The 18744-nt window shown below is 62.8% G+C and carries 18 protein-coding genes; 8 read left to right on the top strand and 10 right to left on the bottom strand.

Annotation, left to right across the window (positions count from 1 at the left end):
* Positions 1-43 precede the first annotated feature (43 nt).
* The 5 genes from PP1Y_RS18070 to PP1Y_RS18050 are packed head-to-tail and all read left to right on the top strand — an operon-like array spanning position 44 to position 5356.
* A complete protein-coding gene (locus tag PP1Y_RS18070; protein ID WP_013833518.1) occupies positions 44-1909 on the top strand; it encodes a hypothetical protein in 1866 nt (621 codons plus the stop codon).
* Entirely contained in the window at positions 1906-2991 is a 1086-nt protein-coding gene (traN, locus tag PP1Y_RS18065; protein ID WP_013833517.1) for a conjugal transfer protein TraN, read from the top strand. Before PP1Y_RS18070 ends, traN begins: the two co-directional genes overlap by 4 nt.
* Positions 2963-3868 (top strand): type-F conjugative transfer system pilin assembly protein TrbC, encoded by a 906-nt coding sequence (locus PP1Y_RS18060; protein WP_041558979.1) that lies wholly within the window; start codon positions 2963-2965, stop codon positions 3866-3868. Before traN ends, PP1Y_RS18060 begins: the two co-directional genes overlap by 29 nt.
* Positions 3840-4436 (top strand): S26 family signal peptidase, encoded by a 597-nt coding sequence (locus PP1Y_RS18055; RefSeq protein ID WP_013833515.1) that lies wholly within the window; start codon positions 3840-3842, stop codon positions 4434-4436. Before PP1Y_RS18060 ends, PP1Y_RS18055 begins: the two co-directional genes overlap by 29 nt.
* Positions 4437-4441: 5 nt before the next feature.
* A complete protein-coding gene (locus PP1Y_RS18050; protein WP_369799501.1) occupies positions 4442-5356 on the top strand; it encodes a conjugal transfer protein TraF in 915 nt (304 codons plus the stop codon).
* Positions 5357-5397: 41 nt separating this feature from the next.
* Here the strand turns inward: PP1Y_RS18050 and PP1Y_RS18045 are convergent, their stop codons facing one another.
* On the bottom strand, positions 5398-5796 hold the full coding sequence (locus PP1Y_RS18045) for a type II toxin-antitoxin system VapC family toxin (RefSeq protein WP_013833513.1): 399 nt from the start codon (positions 5794-5796) through the stop codon (positions 5398-5400).
* The gene (locus PP1Y_RS18040) at positions 5793-6044 is read right to left on the bottom strand and encodes an AbrB/MazE/SpoVT family DNA-binding domain-containing protein (protein WP_013833512.1); all 252 of its coding nucleotides are present in this window, start codon (positions 6042-6044) and stop codon (positions 5793-5795) included. The genes PP1Y_RS18045 and PP1Y_RS18040 overlap by 4 nt, the downstream gene beginning before the upstream one ends.
* A 136-nt stretch (positions 6045-6180) precedes the next feature.
* Here PP1Y_RS18040 and PP1Y_RS18035 point away from each other — a divergent pair, with 136 nt between their 5' ends.
* From PP1Y_RS18035 to PP1Y_RS18025, 3 genes are all read left to right on the top strand, one after another.
* Complete coding sequence (locus PP1Y_RS18035) at positions 6181-6669, top strand: hypothetical protein (RefSeq protein WP_369799482.1); 489 nt, start codon at positions 6181-6183, stop codon at positions 6667-6669.
* A 61-nt stretch (positions 6670-6730) separates the two neighbouring features.
* Positions 6731-8167 (top strand): conjugal transfer protein TraH, encoded by a 1437-nt coding sequence (locus PP1Y_RS18030; protein ID WP_013833510.1) that lies wholly within the window; start codon positions 6731-6733, stop codon positions 8165-8167.
* A 14-nt stretch (positions 8168-8181) separates the two neighbouring features.
* Positions 8182-11922 (top strand): conjugal transfer protein TraG N-terminal domain-containing protein, encoded by a 3741-nt coding sequence (locus PP1Y_RS18025; RefSeq protein ID WP_013833509.1) that lies wholly within the window; start codon positions 8182-8184, stop codon positions 11920-11922.
* Between the two features lie 4 nt (positions 11923-11926).
* On the opposite strand, the gene PP1Y_RS18020 is transcribed toward PP1Y_RS18025, so the two are convergent.
* The 8 genes from PP1Y_RS18020 to PP1Y_RS17985 all read right to left on the bottom strand — a co-directional run bounded on the left by PP1Y_RS18020 (position 11927) and on the right by PP1Y_RS17985 (position 18678).
* Positions 11927-12448 (bottom strand): hypothetical protein, encoded by a 522-nt coding sequence (locus tag PP1Y_RS18020; RefSeq protein WP_051010072.1) that lies wholly within the window; start codon positions 12446-12448, stop codon positions 11927-11929.
* A gap of 128 nt (positions 12449-12576) precedes the next feature.
* On the bottom strand, positions 12577-13002 hold the full coding sequence (locus PP1Y_RS18015) for an ion channel (RefSeq protein ID WP_232512440.1): 426 nt from the start codon (positions 13000-13002) through the stop codon (positions 12577-12579).
* Positions 12999-14297 (bottom strand): APC family permease, encoded by a 1299-nt coding sequence (locus PP1Y_RS18010; RefSeq protein ID WP_086000034.1) that lies wholly within the window; start codon positions 14295-14297, stop codon positions 12999-13001. Before PP1Y_RS18010 ends, PP1Y_RS18015 begins: the two co-directional genes overlap by 4 nt.
* 217 nt (positions 14298-14514) lie before the next feature.
* Positions 14515-15555, bottom strand: a complete 1041-nt coding sequence (locus PP1Y_RS18005) for a copper resistance protein B (RefSeq protein WP_041558978.1) — start codon at positions 15553-15555, stop codon at positions 14515-14517.
* Complete coding sequence (locus tag PP1Y_RS18000; protein WP_013833504.1) at positions 15552-17333, bottom strand: copper resistance system multicopper oxidase; 1782 nt, start codon at positions 17331-17333, stop codon at positions 15552-15554. The genes PP1Y_RS18005 and PP1Y_RS18000 overlap by 4 nt, the downstream gene beginning before the upstream one ends.
* A 56-nt stretch (positions 17334-17389) precedes the next feature.
* Positions 17390-17950, bottom strand: coding sequence for an RNA polymerase sigma factor (locus tag PP1Y_RS17995; RefSeq protein ID WP_013833503.1), 561 nt, complete (start codon positions 17948-17950; stop codon positions 17390-17392).
* 6 nt (positions 17951-17956) lie between these two features.
* On the bottom strand, positions 17957-18400 hold the full coding sequence (locus PP1Y_RS17990; RefSeq protein WP_013833502.1) for a Spy/CpxP family protein refolding chaperone: 444 nt from the start codon (positions 18398-18400) through the stop codon (positions 17957-17959).
* Positions 18397-18678 carry a hypothetical protein gene (locus PP1Y_RS17985; RefSeq protein ID WP_041558977.1) on the bottom strand — a complete coding sequence of 94 codons (282 nt, stop codon included), beginning with the start codon at positions 18676-18678 and terminating at the stop codon, positions 18397-18399. Before PP1Y_RS17985 ends, PP1Y_RS17990 begins: the two co-directional genes overlap by 4 nt.
* Positions 18679-18744: the final 66 nt, after the last annotated feature.

Genomic DNA, 18744 nt, shown 5'->3' with positions numbered 1-18744 from the left:
AGGCGCGGCGCTGCTCCTGCCTGCGCTAGTGCATGCGCAGACCATGGAGGACCGAGCGCGTGCCGCCGCCGATGCTTCGCGCGCCAAAAGCGGCGACAGCGATACGCTGCTCAAGAACTATGTGACCCCGGGGATGAGCGGACAGCCGGTTTCGACGGTCGACGGCAGCAAAAGCTTCACCCCGACGCTCGCCTGCCAGAAGACCGCGAACCTGCTGGAAGTGCTGATCCAGCCTTCGGCGACCGGTGATATCTCCCTCGTCCGGATTTCGCGCGACAAGAATCTCGACGGCACCTTCGACAGCAGTTTGACGCTCCCCGTGCCGGTCTCGGGAATCTGCGCCAACGGCGTGATTTCCTGCAGTCCCGGCACCTGGAACCAGTGCCGCTCGCTGCGCTGGGATCTGGACGCGGCGAAGGAATTGAAGCTGACCCAGGTCGACATGGCCGAGCTCTCGGCCTGCTATTGCGTGAACGACAGCTGCGGCAGCAATCTCGTGCTGACCAATCTCGCTTCTGTGCTGAAGGACTTGGGCGGTGGCATGGTCGGGGCGCTCACCACGGCCGATCCCCGCATCGGCGTCGCCGAAGCGCGGATCAACGGCCCGGTGATCGACTATGTTGGCGCGCAGACCACAGCCTGCACCTCCAGTCCCGCGATCGGCCAGACCGCCTACCGCGCCAACCCGGCGGCGATCCAGGGCGACGCCTTTGCCCTCTCCTCGGCCAATCCCGTGTTTCAGGTCCTGGCAGCCTCGCCCGCCGGCGCCGGCAAGGCGCAGCAGCTCCGCGCCTGCACGGTAACCCGCGAGGTGACGCTGAACCATGTCACGATCGACGACGTCATTTCGCGCAGGTCGGGCGGCTATGCGACGATTGCCGACCCTTCGGGCATGGTCGATTTCCTGATGGGCTCGCCCGGCAAGAACAATCTCTACGGCGGCCGCTGTGGCTTTTTCGACTACAGGATGACGCTCCATATCGAAGATCCCGACCGGCTGAAGTCGGTGACCCTGCCGCTGTTCTTCGCCGATGACTGGGCGCAGATCCGGGTCGACGGCAATCTCGTCGGCTACGGTCCTGGCGCCTGGACCGGCAGCGGCTATCCACCGGGAAGCTGCGAGCAGAACCACACCACCTACTATTGGCCGAATACCGATCTCAAACCCTGGCTCACCAGGGGCGATCACGAGATCTGGCTGCATGTGGCGGTGGGCAACCGGGGCGAAGCCTATGCGCGGGTTCACGCCGAGGTCGATACGAGTTGCAAGACGGCCGAACGGATCGTCGATCTGTGCGCGGGCTATGCCACCGATCCCAAATGCCATCTGTCGGCAGAACAGGTCGATGGTATCGAAACTTTCCGTAACGGTGTCGCGACCGGGCTCAAACCGCTGCCGCAGACGCGCCTCTTCGGCGATGCGACCTGCACGCTGCAACTGACCCGGGACTTCTTCGAACGCGACCGGACCTATGCCTGCATGACTGACAGCGCGGCGCTCCCCGAACCGGACCTGAGTCGCGGCGCCTATATCATCGACCATTCGACCGAGACGCTACTCGCCGACCGGACCAAAGCGGCGGACGGTACCGTGACCACCTCAACGCGCGCCTTCTCGCTGCCACCGCAGGCTGCAGTGCCGACATGCGAGGCGATATGCAAAACGCGCGCACCCAAGGCCAATACCGCCGCCGCGCCCGCCGGCGTAGTGGGAAGCCGGCAAAACACGCCCACCGGCTACGATACCTTCTATCATAGCTGCGATGCCGCCAACGTCTGCCCGGCGGGCCCCGGCGAGGAGATCGTGTCGGCCTGTGGTTGTCTCGACGACTTTCCCGAAGCCGTGGTGATGATGCAGACCGTCCGCCTCGCCGGCGCCGACATGACTTGCACGAGTGCAACCCCATGAAGCGCTTGACCTTTACCCTTGCCCTGTTTTTGGGCACCGCTGCCATCAGCATTACGCCTGCCCATGCCGAGCAGATCTGCGCGGCCGACCTCAACGGCAACGGCGATGCCGCCGATCCCGGCGAGACCGCAAGCTGCACCGAGACCCAAAGCGGGACCTGGCAATGTCCCCTCCAGCAGGTGGCCTGCACCGTTACAGGACCCGGCGCCTATGCCTGCCCCCTGGGTACGCAATATCCGTGCGAGGCACCGGCCTCGGGCGGCGCGCCGACCTGCGCGCCCAATGCCTGCCAGGACACAAACGTGAACCCGATCGTCGAGGAACCTCCGATGGGTGATCCCGGCGTGCCGGCCGATGGTAGCGTCGATGCCAATGGCAATTGCACCGCCAATATCGAGATTTTTGCGGGGCGCGCGATGCGCTGCCGGCCGCCGGGGCTTTTCACGACCTTCAGCAACTGCTGCAAGGACAAGGGCAAGATCGTCAAGGACGGCATGGGTTCGGCGATCGGCTCGCTCGGGACCAAGATCGCGGTGGCCAAGGGCGTTCTGACCGGGATGAAGGCGGCCTATACCGCTTATCTGGCCGGCGCGACGGCGAGCGAAGCGGCAAGCGCCGGCGCCAATGCGATGATCGTCGGGATTGATCCGACCTCGATCGCGATCAGTCTTGCCATAAATTTCATGATCGAGGTGCTGCTCCAGGGCTGCGACCAAGAAGACATGGAAACCGGCATGCTACGCGGCTCGGGCATGTGCCACGAAGTCGGCAGCTACTGCACCGCGAAGTTTCTGGGTATCTGCCTTCAGAAGGCCAAGGGGCACTGCTGCTTCAACACCAAGCTCGGCCGCATTATCCAGGAGCAGGGGCGGCCACAGCTCAAGAGCTTCAACGCGGTCGGCTGGGGCACGCCCAAGGCGCCCTATTGCCGCGGCTTCACGCCCGAAGAGTTCCAGGCCCTGGATTTCTCCAGAATGGACCTTTCCGAATATTATTCGGACATCGAGGCCCGCACGCAAGGCCAGATCCAGATCGACATGAAGGATAGGATTGATGCCTATATGCAAACCGTCGGGCAATAGCGCCCGGGCGGGTGAACGACTGCTCGCGCCCACCCTGCTGCTCGCGGTGGTGCTGGGAAACCCTCTCCCCGCCGCCGCGCAGGAATCGGCATCGACGACGCCAGCCAGCGGACGGGCCAAGGCCCAGCAGCAGGGCGATGCCGCGATGGAGCGGCTGAAGGAAGCAGTCGCGCTGCAGAAGGCGAATACCGCCTCGGCCCCCCCCACACTTCCCGCACTGCCTGAGGCGGAACGCCGCCGCGCCTTCGACGGGCTGCACGCCCGCGCACCATCGCCCGCCATGGAAGCCCGCGCGCGCGCCGCGCTCGAGGCGGGCAAGGATGCCCTTGCCGCCCAGCGGGAGGCGATGGCGAAACGCCTGCGCCAGGCGCTCGGCTTGGACGCCCCCGACATGGAAGTCGTGGCCAAGACCGCCGCGCCCGATGGGACGCACAGCTGGGTGCCGCTGCTGTTCGTCTCGTCCTCGATGCCGATCGCGGAGCTTCGGACCTATGCTAGGCAGCTCGAGAAGGTCGGCGGGGTCATGGCGTTTCGCGGGATGCCCGGCGGTCTCTCCAGGGTCGGGCCGATGGCGAAGCTCTCCGCCGAAATCCTGCGGCTCGATCCCGGCTGCGAGGGCCCGGCTTGCGCGATGCGGGGTGTCCAGCTGATCGTCGATCCGCGGGCGTTCCGCCAGCACGGCGTCAATACGGTGCCGGCTCTGGCGATGATCCCGGGCGATCCGACCCAGCCCTATTGCGAACGCGACGAGAGCAGTCCGCAGGCCACTCATGTGGTTTACGGCGACGCCGCGCTCTCCGGAATGCTCGAGGAATATGCCCGTCTGGGCGGGAAAGTGGAGGTGCGCGATGCTCAGGCTCGCCTGGAACGCCGTTAGGGCCGCTTGGGGCCAGGTCAAGCTGCTGCCCTTGCGCGCCGCCGTCGCGCTCGGGAGCTCGGGGCTTGGAAGCCCGCCCCGCCCCGCCCAGCTATGGAAAGCCTATGGCATCGTGCTCCCGATCGGTTTCGCTGCCGCGTGGGCGATACCGCAGGTGACCTGGGTGATGAGCCCCTCGATCGATGCGGTCGCGGTTCGGACAAGCCCCGGGCCGATCCGCAAGGGCGACTATGTCATGTTCATGCTCTCGCATCCGCTCGCTGGGCCAAAGCCGGTCAATGTCACCAAGCAGGCGCTCTGTATGCCGGGCGAGCGGATCGTCATGATCGAAAAACCTTCGATGACGCCGGGAGCCTGGGATGGGTATTATTTCTGCAACGGGCGCCTGTTGGGCGTGTCCAAACCTTTCGGCCGCAACGGGCAGAAGCTCGTCCATTGGCAGCCGAAGCAAGACACGATCCCGCCAGGGTTCATCTTCGTAGGCTCGCATCATCCCGACGGCTTCGACAGCCGCTATTACGGCCCGGTCGCGATTGGCCGTCTCACCCGCATGGAGAAGATCCTGTGAGTACGATCAGGCGCCTGTGCGCTACGATCGCAATGCTACCCGCACTCTTCGCCGGCGCCGCTTCGGTCGAGGCGCAGGCGAGCCAGGGAATGAGCGAGCCCGCCAAGCAGGGCTATTGGTGGTACGCGCCACCAACCAGGCCGGAAGAGCCCGCTGCCCCCGATCCCGATGCGCTGATCAAGCCAGTGATTCCTCCGATGGGCGAGCTCGCAACATGGACCCCGCCCAGAATCCACAAGCTGATCGAGCAGCAGCGCGACTATGCCGCAACGGTACTTACCGTCGATGCCGTCGCCGACTTCTGGCGGCTTGAGGATTTTGCTCGGAGGAAAGCGCGCGCTTTCGCGGGACTGACGCAGATCGCGATGCTCCAGCATCCCGAACTCAATTCCAAATCGGCCAATCCGATGGTCGGCGATGCGCGTTCTGAGCTTGCCGCGTGGAAGGACCAGGTGCGCCGCTCGTATCTGCGCGCCCACTCGAACGAATTCGCGCTGGTCATGTTCTCGCGCGCGACCTGCGGCTATTGCCGGGTCGAGTGGCCGATCGTGCAGCGTTTCCAGGACGAGATGGGTTGGCAGGTCACGCTGATGGACATCGATAAACGCCCCGATCTCGGCCAGCGCTTCGGGGTCGAGGTGACGCCCACCACGATGATCATCCGCCGAGGCAGCAAACAGCGCATGGTCATCGCCGCCGGGGTCGAGACCTACCCCAATCTCGCGCAGATGGCCTATCAGGCCGTAAAGCTCCTCACCGGCGACATCCGCCCCGAGCAGTTCATGACCGGCGCCGGCGAAGAGGACGGTTTTTTCGACGCGCTCGCCAACGGCCCGGTAGGAGCCGGTGATCCGCGCACGCGTAGCAGCGACATGCTCGGCGGCGATCTCGTTGAAACGGGCGAGGAGCGGCGGCCATGACAGCAATCCCTACCCGCAAAATCTCAGAGACGACGACGCCGCTATTGTGGCAGCAAGACCTTTGTGCCCCCCTTCTTGAGCAAGGCAACTGCTTTCTGGTCGAAAGAGACGAAGGTTTCGCCGCCAAGCCACTGGCCGCCATGAGCAATAACACCGTCGGCGAAGTCACCACCGACATCCAGTATCGCGAGTCCGGCATCGACCGCCTGCCTGTCGATGGCAACATTGTCGGCGTCAAGCAGCAAACGGATGGCTGCAGCAACGTCCGCGTTCCCGAACTTGTAGACTGTACGAAGCACCCAGCAGAGTTCGCACAGTGCCGGCAACGTCACGGCGACCAAACCAGCAGTCGTGACGAGTTTGCGCGCCAGCGGCCCCTGAATGGGATCATCCTCAGTGACGGCGCGAACGAGAATGTTTGTGTCGGCGGTAATCTTCACGGCAACCCAGCCCAACCCCTGGCGATGGCGTCGTTCATCTCCTCGATGGAAACCGGTTTTTGCCCCTCCCGCTTGAGAAAGCCGCAGAAGTCGGAAATCTTGCCCTTCGCAGGTACAGGGGTCAGTTTGATCCCACCTCCAGGCAATTTGTCGATTTCCAGCTTCGAGCCCGGATGGGCACCCAGATGCTGCAGCAGATCCTTCCGAAGCGTGATCTGGCCTTTGGCTGTAACAGTGAGACTGGTCATTGGCAGCTTCCTTTTGTTCCGACACAATGTAAGGATATATAACCTTACCGTCAAGGCGAGCTCAATAGCCGCGGCTTCGCTTTGTTTCACCGCTGCCACGATCGCAATTGCGCGTCCCGTCACGCCTGACGACGCGATGCGCGCGGCCATCCATCCTGTTGCCGACAGCACGGACATGCAGGCGTGGCTCGCGCGCGTGCCAGTCACCCCCGACTTTCCGCCCGATTTTGCCGTGACGCTGCGCGGTGAGGCGCCGGCCTTCGTCATCGAGATGAGCACGACGCCGGGATGTCTGCCTTGCGCCGACCTCTGGACCAAGCTCGCCGTGCTGCGAAGCCGTTATGGCTGGCAGATCCGCACGATCTCTGGCGAGGAGGCAATGCTGCGTTCGGGCCGGCTCGGCTTGCCCTGGGTCGGTCATCCGGTCGCATGGGTACGTCCGGTCAATGACCCGAACCGCACCGTGCCCATTGCGATCGGCACCGATCACGCGGTCAACCTCGCGCGCAATGCCTATCTGGCTGCGAAAATGCTGACCGGCGTTCGCGTCGATGTCGGCGTACGCGCCTTGTCCAAGTTTACAGGTATCGTCGGTTTGGCCCGGCGTCCTGCATCCATCCGCTGAAGGAACCGATCATGGCGGGCCGGTCCCTCTCCCCTGTTGATTGTCCGAAAGGAAGCCCGCCATGGTCAGGTTCAGCATATTCCCATCGATCCGGCGCCTGAGCGTCTCCGCACTTGCCCTGCTTGCTGCCTGCACTGCGACCGCGCCCGCCCATGCCCAGAGCTGGGCAGAGAGCTGGTTTGACAATGTGACCTACACCTCACCCGGCAGTTTCGAGGACCAGGCGCGCGGCTATGTGACCGCGGGCGGCATGTCGGGCCGTGTCGACGTTCACAACGATTACCTGATGTCGCTCACCTTGCCCAAGGTGAAAGCCGGTTGCGGCGGGATCGACATGTTCCTGGGCGGCATGTCGTTCCTCGACCCCGACTATCTCGTCCAGAAGCTGGAAAGCATCCTCCAGGCCGCGCCCGCGGTCGCCTTCCAGTATCTGCTTGAAACCCTCGACGAGAAGATGGGCAACATCATCTCGAAGATGGAAGCGGCGACCAATTTCCTCAATTCGATCCAGGTAAACGACTGCCGCCTCGCCAACCGCATGGTCCAGATCGCCAAGGGCGACGACAATATGTCCGGGATTATCGAGGAGATGACCGGTTACAAGTCGGTCAGGGAAGGTTTTGCCAAGAGCTATCAGCAATCCCGCGAGAAAATCCAGGCAAACCAGAACAACCCGACCGAGGATTTGAAGGACGCGCTCGTCAATTGCCCGGCCGAAGTCACCGACATCTTCCGTACCGGCTCGCTCCTCGCCCATGCCGCGTCTCGGGTTGGCGCCGGCGAATGGGCGAGCGTCATGCGCGCCAGGGTCGGCGATGTCTATATGCGCTGGGATCCGGCGGACAAGGTGCCATTGTTCTCGGCGATCCCCGCCTGTCCGCACCAGGATAACGAAAGCCCCGACGATTTTCTGAGCGGCAAGGTCCAGCGCCGCGCGCTCAATATTCCGGCGACCGGCGCCGACTGCTCGACCGACACCGGCAAGGGTGCGCTCGAGCTTGCCCGGACAAGGATGCAGTCGATCACCACCAAGATCCGCACACGCGCAGCGCTTACCGCAGAGGAAAAGCAATTCGTCGCCAATGTCCGCACGCTCCCCGTCTATCGCATGCTCGAATGGGGCGTGCGCCAGGGCGTGCCGGACTCGGTGATTGCCGACACCGATGAACTGGTGGCGCTGACGCTGGCCTATCAGATGCTCAACGATCTGACGCGTTCGATCGACTTCGCGGTTTTCAATGCCGAGCGCGGCGTCAGCACCGCGGGCGCGGCGGACGCGGCCGATACCAATGTCTGTCAGACCCGCATCCTCTCCAAGGGCATCGAGCAGCTGCGCGACCTGCGCGAGGAAGTGCTGCGCCAGCGCGCGCAGATGCGCCAGAGCTATATCGCGGCCCTCAATTCCGCCAATCTCTCTGCGAACTATGCCGGGCTCTTGCGCCAGCGCGACCGCGACGCGCGTGACGCCAGCGGCACCGCCGCGGCCCCCAACCGTTGAGGGGGAAGACCGTCATGCGCCTGGCCTTCCGCGCCCTTCCCGCCCTGCTGCTGGCTTTCGCCGCGACACCCGCCCTGGCGGTCGATACCAGCTTCTATACCTATGACGGCTTCGGCGAGACGGTGGACGCATTCCGCATGGTCTCCCTGATCTTCGCCGACCCGCGCTACGAGACGCTGGTGATGATCATCGCGGTGGCCGGCATCGCACTTGGTGCGGTGATCGCCAGCGTGCGCGGCTCCGGCATGGGGCTCGTCGCCTTCGGCTTCCAGATCCTCGTCGGGGTCGGCCTCTTCGTCGGGCTCGTCTCGACCACGGGCACGGTCCATGTCTACGACAAGGTCCGAAACGCCTATCAGCCGGTCGGCGGGGTGCCCAATCTTCTCGTGCTGGTCGCCGGCGTCACCAATCTCATGGAACGCTCGCTCGCCGAGGCGATCGACGACAATACGATCGATCCGGGCGCCAAGCTGGAATTCGGCGCGGGCGGACACAGCTTCGACTTGTTCCTGAACGCCGTCTCGCCGCGCGGCCCGATGACCGACAGTTTCCTGGACGCGACGATCAAGGACTATGTGCGGCAATGCTATCCCGTCGCGCGGGTCTCGCCCGCCTATGGCGTGGACGACGACCAGTTGTTCCGGACCACCACCGACCTGCCCGCTTCCTTCGCGGCGATGGCGGGCCCCGCTACCTTCAGCACCGTCTACACCGCAGCCGACAAGGGCGGCACCACCGTCAGTTGCCAGGAGGCCTGGGACAATATCCGGTCGCGCCTCGCCGAGCCCACGCTGTTCGATGGCTACACGACACAGGTCTGCCAGCGCACAGGCTATGACGTTACCAATCCGTCCCAACTCGCGCGCTGCCGCTCACACCTTGGCGAGATGGGCCAGATCATGATGGGAACGCCGCTCTCACTGCAGACGTTCATGACCGATATATTGCTCGGAAACACGGTTGGCGACGTGCTGTTCGAGGACAGCCCGGCCTCGGCGGCGCGGGTCATGGCAAACCGGGCGATCGTCTCCAACGGACTTGCCACCATGTCGGTCGCCAACGAATGGCTGCCGACGATCCGCGCGACCGTGTTCGGCATCATGCTGTTCATGGTGCCGATCGCGCTGCTGTTCATCCTCACCCCGATCAACTTGCGCGTCGCGAGCTTCGCGCTGGGACTCTTCGTCTTCGTCGCGCTCTGGGGCGTCATCGATGCCGGCATCTACCAGCTGACGCTGGGTCGGGCGATGGACGTGCTCGCCGAGATGCGCTCGAACGCGGTGGCGGCCAATGCCTGGATGCTTGCACCCTCCTCGGCGATGAAGGCGCTGGCGATCTTCGGAACCTTCCGCACGGCAGCCGCCGGCCTCGCCGGCGCCTTCGTCTTCACCGTGTTCCGCTTTTCGGGCAATGTCTTCACCAGCTTCACCGGCAGCGCGCTGCAGGCGCAGGGGCTCGGCACCGCCGCCGCCGCGCCGCTCGCCACGCGCGAGGGCTACGCCTCCGCGCTGGAATCGCAGGCTTCCGCCGCGGGTACGATGGCAAGGCGTAGCGCGGCATCGAGCTTCGGCGACTTTGGCGAGCGCGCGACCTTCGGTGCCAACCGCGCATTCGGGGCAGCTTCTGGCGTACTCGGCGAACAAGGCGGCGGTGTACCGGGCGTTCCGGCCTTCGGCATGGGCGGGATCGATGCCGCGCGCGAGCTCGGCGGGCTTGCCCCTGTGCTCAATGGCAAAGATTTGAGCGATCCAACTGTCGCGCGCGCCGTGCGCGCCAATGCCATCACGGCGGCGATCCACAATTTTGCCGAAAGGGATGCCCTGCGTGGCTTGGGCACTGGCTATTTTGGTTCGGGTCAGGCCGGAGAGAAGGCCTTTGCCTCTTTCGCGCAGAACATGGTGCAGTGGAAAGCGTTCGGCGACGAGCGCGCCTATGCGATGATGTTCCAGGGCGCCGCGCGGCACTTTGAGCGCGGCGGCTATTCGAAGGCGGATGCCGAGCTGAAGGCGTCGGGGGTGATCGGTGACGCTGGCGCCGATCCGACCTTCGCCAAGCTCATCGCCAACACTTACGATCAGGAGCAGATGCTCAGGAACGACCTCACCGGGGCTGAGGTCCAGGTCGGAGCGATGGAAGGGCGCCGAGACTATGCCGGGGACCGTGTTTCCGAGACCGAGCGGCGCAATGTCGCAACCGAACAGGCCTGGCGCACGGGCGGTAATGAGGGGCAGCGCAGTGCAGCCGGTATGCTCGGTTTGTCACTCGACGAGACAAGCCGGCGCACCTCGTTCATCAATGCACTCTCGGGCGAGGCACGCTCGTCGGCCATTTCGCAGCTCTCCCGCTCGACAGGGCGCAACGAAGCACAGGTCGTGCGAGCCCTCGAAACCTACAATGCCGCGGTTCAGCTCGGCACCGCCGATGGCGCGACCGCCGAAGCAGGCCGCGAAGGCACCAGCATCTATGGCCGCACACGTGAGGCGGCGGGCTATGATTTTGCTGAGCGTACAGGCAAGCTTGACGCCCAGCGCGAGGCGGGAACCGGCGGCACGCGCAGCGCCGCGCGCATCGGCGAGGAGCGCCGCCAGTCGGAGAACTTCGGCTTTGCCGAGGGTGCGGCTGCGGCCGGGATTTCGACACGGGAAGCCGCGCGGCTTGACAGCTTCATCCAGGCGCTGAGCCGCACGGCCGGCAACCAGACCGACATGGCTGAAGGGGGAGCCGGTGGGATCGCCGATCGTGCGCGCAATGAGCGCATGACCCGCATTGTCGACAACGAGCGCTTGACCCGCATGCAGGGTCTGCTCCGCGAGCACGGCATTAATCTCACCAAGCGCCAGATCGCGATGGACCAGAATGGTGATCTCAATCTCAACGTCACCCCGGAAACCGCCGCGCAAATGTGGAAAGGTGGTCTCATCAACGAGAGTCAATTGGGCGCCGTCGCCAATGGCGGGTCAGCGCGGTTCAGCTTCGCTCACAACGATCTGCTGGTATCGAGCAGCACGGGTTTCCAGCGTTCGGCGCGGAGCGACACCAGCACGCGGTTCGAGGCGGGCAAGCAGGCCGGACCCGACACGATCGAGAGCTTCATGGGCGGTGGCAAGGAAGGCCAAGCCGCCATGGCGAATTGGCTGCGCGGCGGGTTCGAAATGGATCGGCGCGGCAACTGGCGATTGAAGCCTCAGGTCGCCGACACGCTGCAGCGCGATGTTCAGGCGATCATGGCGCAGACCGGGTGGACGCGAAATATCGCACGGCGCGCGGAAGACAGCACATCGATGGGAACGGATGCCGGTGCTTCAATATCTGCGTCTGCCAGTCGTGCCGCTCCCGCCAAGGCAAGGCCTAATGCAGGGAAGCAATCGGGCAGTTCTGTAGCCGGCGGGGCTGGGGTAAACTTGGGTTTTGAAAGCTCCGATCGCGGGACCACTTCGGAAACCGCCAACGCCAATATCGACATCGTGAACTACGACGTGCGTGAAGCGATTGCCGCAGCGGAGCGAGCGGCCTCGCGCTCCGACAGTCCGGCGGATGCGTTCTCGCGCGCGTTGAGTCGTCAAATTCTGGGACCGAGCGGACTGCGCAATCGCTATCTGGAACAGGCTGATTCAGGTCGTGGTACTGCAGACGTCACTGGACCGCTGACGTCAATCGAACAATCATCCGTTCTCAAGACCGGACGGTTCTCAGATGATTTGGCAAACGGTCCGTTTGACGGTGATCCGACCTTCAAGGAACGTCGCGACAAATAAGGGATCAGGGGGTGCCGTCGACGCGCCTCCAGTGAAGCGCTCCTGAGCGTGGATCAAGCGGGTCAGCATAGGGATCACGCATTCCGCCCACCGAGCGTTTCGGAAACATCTGCTCATGTGTCGGCTCGACAAATTCCCAATCGCTCCACTCAAACCTGGCCCTCGCGAAGCCGAGGCCAAGCACCATGAGCGCCAGCGGTGGGAAGAAGGCGACGTTCAGAAGACCGCCGAGCGCGCTGGAATAGAATTGGTCCAAAATGGAGGAATAGATCGAACCGGCTTTTCCCAGCCAATAGATGGCAATACCGGCCCACCAAAGTTTTGCGTACCAGGGGCGCCACAGCCAGACAGACGCGCGCGGGCGCTCGCTCGCATGCGCGACCATCTCAGCTTCAGTTTCGACCGGTTCGATAGGAGTGTCCACGATCGTATCCCTTCCGGCCGGAAAGCTAGCATATCCGCCGGAGATGGGGAAACGAGGATTTGACGTGTCGAGGTGGAATTGGTGTCCCATGATCTTGCTCACAACAGATACCATCCCCCTCCCTCCCCCCTTCAAATCCATTACCAGGACAATGGGTTCTAGTCCGTCGGCGCTGGATCCGAGGGGAGCGCGCATACCAAGGTTCTGTGAGGGCCCGATACGAGCAACTATCAGCCTGTTGCGGTGGCAGGCTTGTGAAGTGTTTCAAAAATAAATTGCGCTGTGCAGCTGATCAGCAGGAAACCGGTGAGGGACTCAATTCCCGCAAGAGCGCGAACGTGTCCGGTCGGATAGATGTCGCCAAGGCCAAGTGTCGTGATGTTGACCAACGAAAAATAAAAGAGATCCATCCAGTTCTCACCTGGCGTATGGACGAATCCGCCCAGCCCCAGACTGTGACTCCATTTGAAGCCAGCAGCGAATTCGAGAGCAATGAGCAGATGGCTCATAAGGACGATGAGATAGGCGGCACTGAATCTCAGTGGACGCACAGCGCTTCCGCCGTAGGTCATGCGCGCAAGAGCCAGCATACCGATGTGTAGCCAAATGGCTCCAAGAAACAGGAGAACCCCGATGACGATCGCAACAATCATCATTTCGGCCCTCGTTTTGCTGTTTGGTGCGAATGGGGGGCACGATCGTGCGCCGGGGAATGTCTTCCGCGCGAGAGAAACATAGCCTCTCCTGCGAATGCTGCGGCAATGCCCACGGCCGCATACGCAACGATCGCTGGATCGGTCTGCAGCTTGGCAATCGTGAACGCGATCAGCACGACGAAATCGGCGGCCAGTGCGGCAAGCAGGACCGTCGCCCTCGCACCGACCTCTCGGCGCAGGTGACGAAAAACGCCCCAATGAACCAACATGTCCATCACCAGGTAAAAGAAGGCACCGAGCGCGGCGATACGTGAGAGATCAAAGAGCACCGCAAGCGTTCCGGCCACTACGACCGTATAGATCAGGAGGTGACTGCGCAGGCTCCCGCTCATGCCGAAGTGGCTGTGCGGGATCATTTTCATTTCCGTCAGCATCGTGAGCATCCGTGACACGGCGAAAACACTGGCGATGACGCCGGACGTTGTCGCAGCCAATGCGATGGCGATGGTAAAATAGAATCCTATCCGGCCAAGTGCAGGCTCCGCAGCTGCGGCGAGCGAGTAATCGCGGGCATCGATGATGGCGTTGATACTCAGGCTCGATCCGACAGCGATGGCGACAAGCAGATAGGTCACCACGCAGATGCCGATCGCGATCATGATCGTGCGACCGACATTTCGATGCGGATCGACGATTTCTCCGCCGCTGTTGGTGATCGTCGTGAAGCCCTTGAAGGCAAGAATCGAAAACGCAACCGACGCCACGAAATCCACGGGGCCACCGGTCATCGCCTCGCCAGAAAATGCGCCGGAGGTGAGACCGCTCGCCCAGATCGCTGCCACGGCAAAGATGACGATCCCGCCAATCTTTATGATCGACATGACCAGGGAGAACGCACTGACGGAGCGATTACCCGATGCGTTTATCGCGTAGGCCAGGACAATCAGGCCGAGCGCCAGAAGGGACAGCAGTAACCCGCTACTCTCCATGTCGAAAGGACGCAATGCGTAGGTCGCGAAGGTCCGAGCCACGAGGCTTTCATTGATGACCATCGAAAGCGCCATAAGCAAAGATGCGGAAGCGGCGACGGTCCCGGGGCCATATGCCTTGTTCAGGATCATGGCGATGCCGCCCGAAGACGGCCAGGCGTTCGACATCTTGATGTAGCTGTAGGCCGCGAGCGCCGTTACAGCGGCGCCCACGATGAACGAGAGCGGAAAAAGCGGTCCGGCAAGCTGCGCGATCTGTCCGGTCAATGCGAAAATACCCGCGCCGATCATGACGCCGGTTCCCATCGCGACCGCGCCGCTCAGGGTGATGCTATTCTTGTCCGTAGCTTTGTTCGTGGCGTCCTTTTCCTGTGCCTGGAGATGATGGTTCTGCAACTATTCGCTCCTTCCGGGTGGCCTTGCGAACCAGCCCTTTGGCATCATCGCACGATCAGAATGCCGACTGTACCTGCCCTGGAGCCAATTTGTGCTCCAGGGCAGGTGCATATCGTATCGACTGCATTCAGAACCAGAACCGAACACCGGCCACGAAGTTGGTGACGCTCGGGTTCTCTCCCGCGGCGCGGGCATAATCGGCGCTGGTGCCGACCTTCCATTCCTGCGCGATGCCGATGTAGGGGGCAAACTCGCGTCTGAATTCGTAGCGCAGGCGCAGCCCTGCCTCAATACGATCGACACCACCTCCGATACCCAGTTCCGGAATGTCCTGAGCCGCAAGATTGATCTCCGCGCGGGGCTGCAGGATCAGTCGCTGGGTGATGCGCTGATCCAGTTCAGCCTGAACCCTGGCCGTGACATCGCCCTTATTTGAAACGAAAGCCGTGGCCTCGATGTCGAACAGGTAGGGCGCCAGGCCCTGCACGCCGATGGCGGCATAGGTTCGCGAAGGCCCCACAAGGTCCTGACGAACACCGGCCTGGAGATCCCACCGCGGCCCGATGGCGTGGCTCCACAGGGCCTGGACTTCGGCTCGCTCCGGCTTTTTGCCGAAATTGCCCTCGCCTTCGCTCTTGAACCAAAGCTTGTCGATATGGCCGCCATAGGCGCCCTGAACATCCCAGGTATAACCATCCTTGCCCTTGCGGGCACGGTACTCTGCGCGGTCGGCCATGAACCAGAAGACCGGCAATCCGCTCACTTCGCGAACTACGTGCGCCCGCGATGCCGCCATCACGTCGGCCCCGACATACTGGTCAGCCGCAAAGGCCGGACCGGAGAAGGCCTCAGGCGGCGGCGGTGACTGGGGGATATCATCGGAGGACACCGGGGCAGAATTGCCATGGCTCATGTCCATGTCGTGCCCCATCTGCATATGGTCCATCGTTCCGTGATCCATCGAGCCATTCATCATCGAATGATCCATGCCCCCGGGCATCTTCTTCGTGTCACTTGACGCGGGGGCGCTTGGCGTGCCGGCGCTGCTGTCTGATGGATCGGCAGGCTTCTGCGTGGATGCTTGCGGATGATGGCCGGCGTGATCCGCCTGATCCTGCGCGAAAGCGGGACTGGCGACCAGCAGCGGGAGAGCGAGAAGGTATTTCACAGCTCGGCTCCTTCCTGCAGCGGACGCACCGTCACGATCTGAAACATGCCCTGGTGCATGTGGTAGAAGAGGTGGCAGTGGAATGCCCAGTCACCCGGGGCATCGGCCGTCAGGTCAAAGGTCGCGCTGCCCCCCGGCTGAACATTGACCGTGTGCTTGCGCGGCTGATGATCGCCCGGCGCGCCGTTCACCAGCTCGAAGAAGTGGCCGTGCAAATGGATGGGATGGACCATCATCGTGTCATTGACGAGACGCACACGCACCCGTTCGTTGAAGGCAAAGCGTATAGGCTTGTCGGTAACGGCGTCGAACTTCTGGCCGTCGAAGGACCACATGTAGCGTTCCATGTTACCGGTCAGGTGGATTTCCTTGAGCCGCGTGGGCTTGCGCGGATCGGGATTGGGGCTGGCGGCGACAAGCTGCTTGTAGGTCAGGACCCGGTGATCGACATGATCGAGGCCGAGACCGGGAAAATCCATCCGGTCGACCGGGTTCATCGCCACCATACCGAGCCCCGGACCGACCTTCACGTCAGCAGGAAGTCGCGAAGTATCGCGCATGTTCATGCCTGACATCTTCATGCCGGAGCCCTTGCCGCCCTTGTCGCCCCCCATGTCCATTCCGGCCATGTCCATGCCGCTCATGTCCATGCCGGCCATGGCATCTCCGCCCATCGCCATGCCCATATCGGCCATGGTCAGGACCGGCGGCTTGCGCAGCGGTGGAACAGACGCGCGAGCTCCGGGGCGCGACGACAGCATCGCCACGCCCATGCCGGAGCGATCGATGGACTCGGCGACGAACGCGAACGCTTCTGCGTCCCTGGGCGTGATCAGCACATCGTAGGTCTCTGCAACGCCGATCTGGAATTCATCGGTCTCGACCGGATTCACATTCTGTCCGTCGGCTGCGACCACGGTCATCGGCAGGCCGGGAATGCGGATGTTGAAGAAGGTCATCGCGCTGCCGTTGATGATCCGCAGGCGTATGCGCTCGCCCGGCGTGAACGGCAGTTCGAGCCCATCCGCCGGGCCATGGCCGTTGATCAGATAGGTATAGGTCGAGCCGGTAACGTCCGCGATGTCGGTCGGGCTCATGCGCATCTTCGCCCACATCCGCCGCTGCGCGCCGTTCAGCGGATAGTCGTCGGTGGCGGTGGTCTGATGGTAATTGAAATAATCGGCCTGGGTCCGGAGCTTTTCCATGATCGTCATGGGCTGCATGGGCGACCAGTCGGACAGCATCAGCACATATTCCCGGTCCCAGGTGAAGGGATCGGGCTCAAGCGGATCGATCACGATCGGGCCGTAGTGCCCCATCGGCTCCTGCAGCGTATGGGCATGCCACCAATAGGTGCCAGCCTGGCGGATCGGGAATTCGTAGCGAAATGTCTCGCCGGGCTTCACCGCCGCCATGGTCACGCCCGGTACGCCGTCCATCAGGAACGGCACCAGCATGCCATGCCAGTGGATGGATGTGCCTTCGGAGCTGTCGTTGACGAGGTCGACGACAAGCTTCTGGCCTTCCTTGAGCCGCACCAGCGGCCCCGGCAGCGTGCCATTAACGGTAACCGCCGGCCCGTGGCGCTTGCCGGTCCGGAAGGCGGCGTCGGCAACGGTCATGGTGAGGTGCTCGCCAGACAGCACATCGCTGCCGCGCCGTGCCAGAGTGCCCCCCGCCGCGCCACGTGCCCAGGCCGGCATGGCATGCGCTACGCCGAGCGCTCCCAACGAGGCTGTGCCCGTGGCCAGAAATTTTCGTCGATTAAGTGTTGGCATAATGAAAACCCGTTGTTGGATGTCAATGGCTGGTACGAGGCAGGACGCACGACCCCTCAGATTATTTCAAACTTCTCGCGAAGAAAATTTCGTGCGCGGTATATGCGTGTTTCCACCGCCTTTCTGCTGATGCCGAGAATCTTTGCGGCTTCCTCGTGACTGCGCCCATCGAACACGACCAGGATGAATGGTTCCTTCAGTTTCGGCGGCAGACGCACTATTTCCCGCTGCAAGAATTCGAGGTTTTGACGGATTATCAGCCGTTCTTCCTGATGGGGGTCGGGATGAGCGATGGAATTCGCGTCATCTTCCGCTTCGAATCTCAGCAGGCGGGAAATACGGCGCCGTCGCATAATATCGCGACATTTGTTGATTGTGATTGTCGTAAGCCATGGCGCGACCGGTTTTGTTTGGTCGAAACGATACAGCGCCAGCCACGCTGAGGACAACGCATTCTGCACGGCATCTTCGGCGTCGGATTTTTCGCCAAGCATTCGCAGGGAAAGACCAAGGAGTCTTGAAGCATGATCTGCGACGAGCCTGTCAAATGCGCTGCGATCACCGGCTCTCGCCGCAACGATAAGCCGCCGGTCCTCGCTGTCGCAGTCCTCGAACACAACCGTCTAGCTCTTTGGATCACTGGTGAGAGCCTTGCTTACCTCGCGGTCGAACGCCTTCTGTTGCGCGGGATCGAGCAGGGCGCGCATATCAAAGACGTGTCGGACGGTCGCCTTCTGGAGATCTCCCATCCGTGCGTGGACCTCGTCGATCTCGGCAGCGACCTTGGGGCCGTAGCGCTGCTCCTCGCTCATTGCCTCGGCAAGGCCCGCATTGGCGGAGCGCAATGCAAGTTCGAGTTTACGATGCTCTATGGCAAAATTCCGCTCCAGCGCACCGAGGCGGACTTCCTGCGCGGATGTAAGGCGCAACTCCTTGTGCACGAAGTCGTGCATGCCGCGGGACGTATCCTCTTGGGCAAGCCAGCGGTTGGTCGCGAATGCACCAAGACTGCCGGCCGCTACCGCCAAAATCAGCAGCAGGACCGCGTAGAAGGGCGTGACCTTCATGGCGCGATGTGGAGAAGCGCAGAGGGAGCCAGATCGGCCCCGTCCACCAGCGTATAGCCGACAGGATGCGCTGGGCCAGGATATTGCGTTCCCATGCCTGCTCCGAGGCCGATCGCAAATATCAGCAGGCCCAATATGGTTCTGCGGCGATGTTCGCGCGCCTCAGTCATTTGCCCGATGCGCTGCCAAAGACTGTCGTGAAATTCCGGCCCCGCAACCATAACGGGCGCATCGGCCGCAAGCCTTCGCAGGAGCATATCCAGCGCTTCGTCGTCCATCGTTCGGCCTCCTTAATCATGGCTCCGGTTGTCTATACGCAGCGCGGCCCTGCAGCCCTCGAAATA

Source organism: Novosphingobium sp. PP1Y, from assembly GCF_000253255.1.
Taxonomy (GTDB): Bacteria; Pseudomonadota; Alphaproteobacteria; order Sphingomonadales; family Sphingomonadaceae; genus Novosphingobium.
This window is presented reverse-complemented; position numbering and strand designations above follow the sequence as displayed.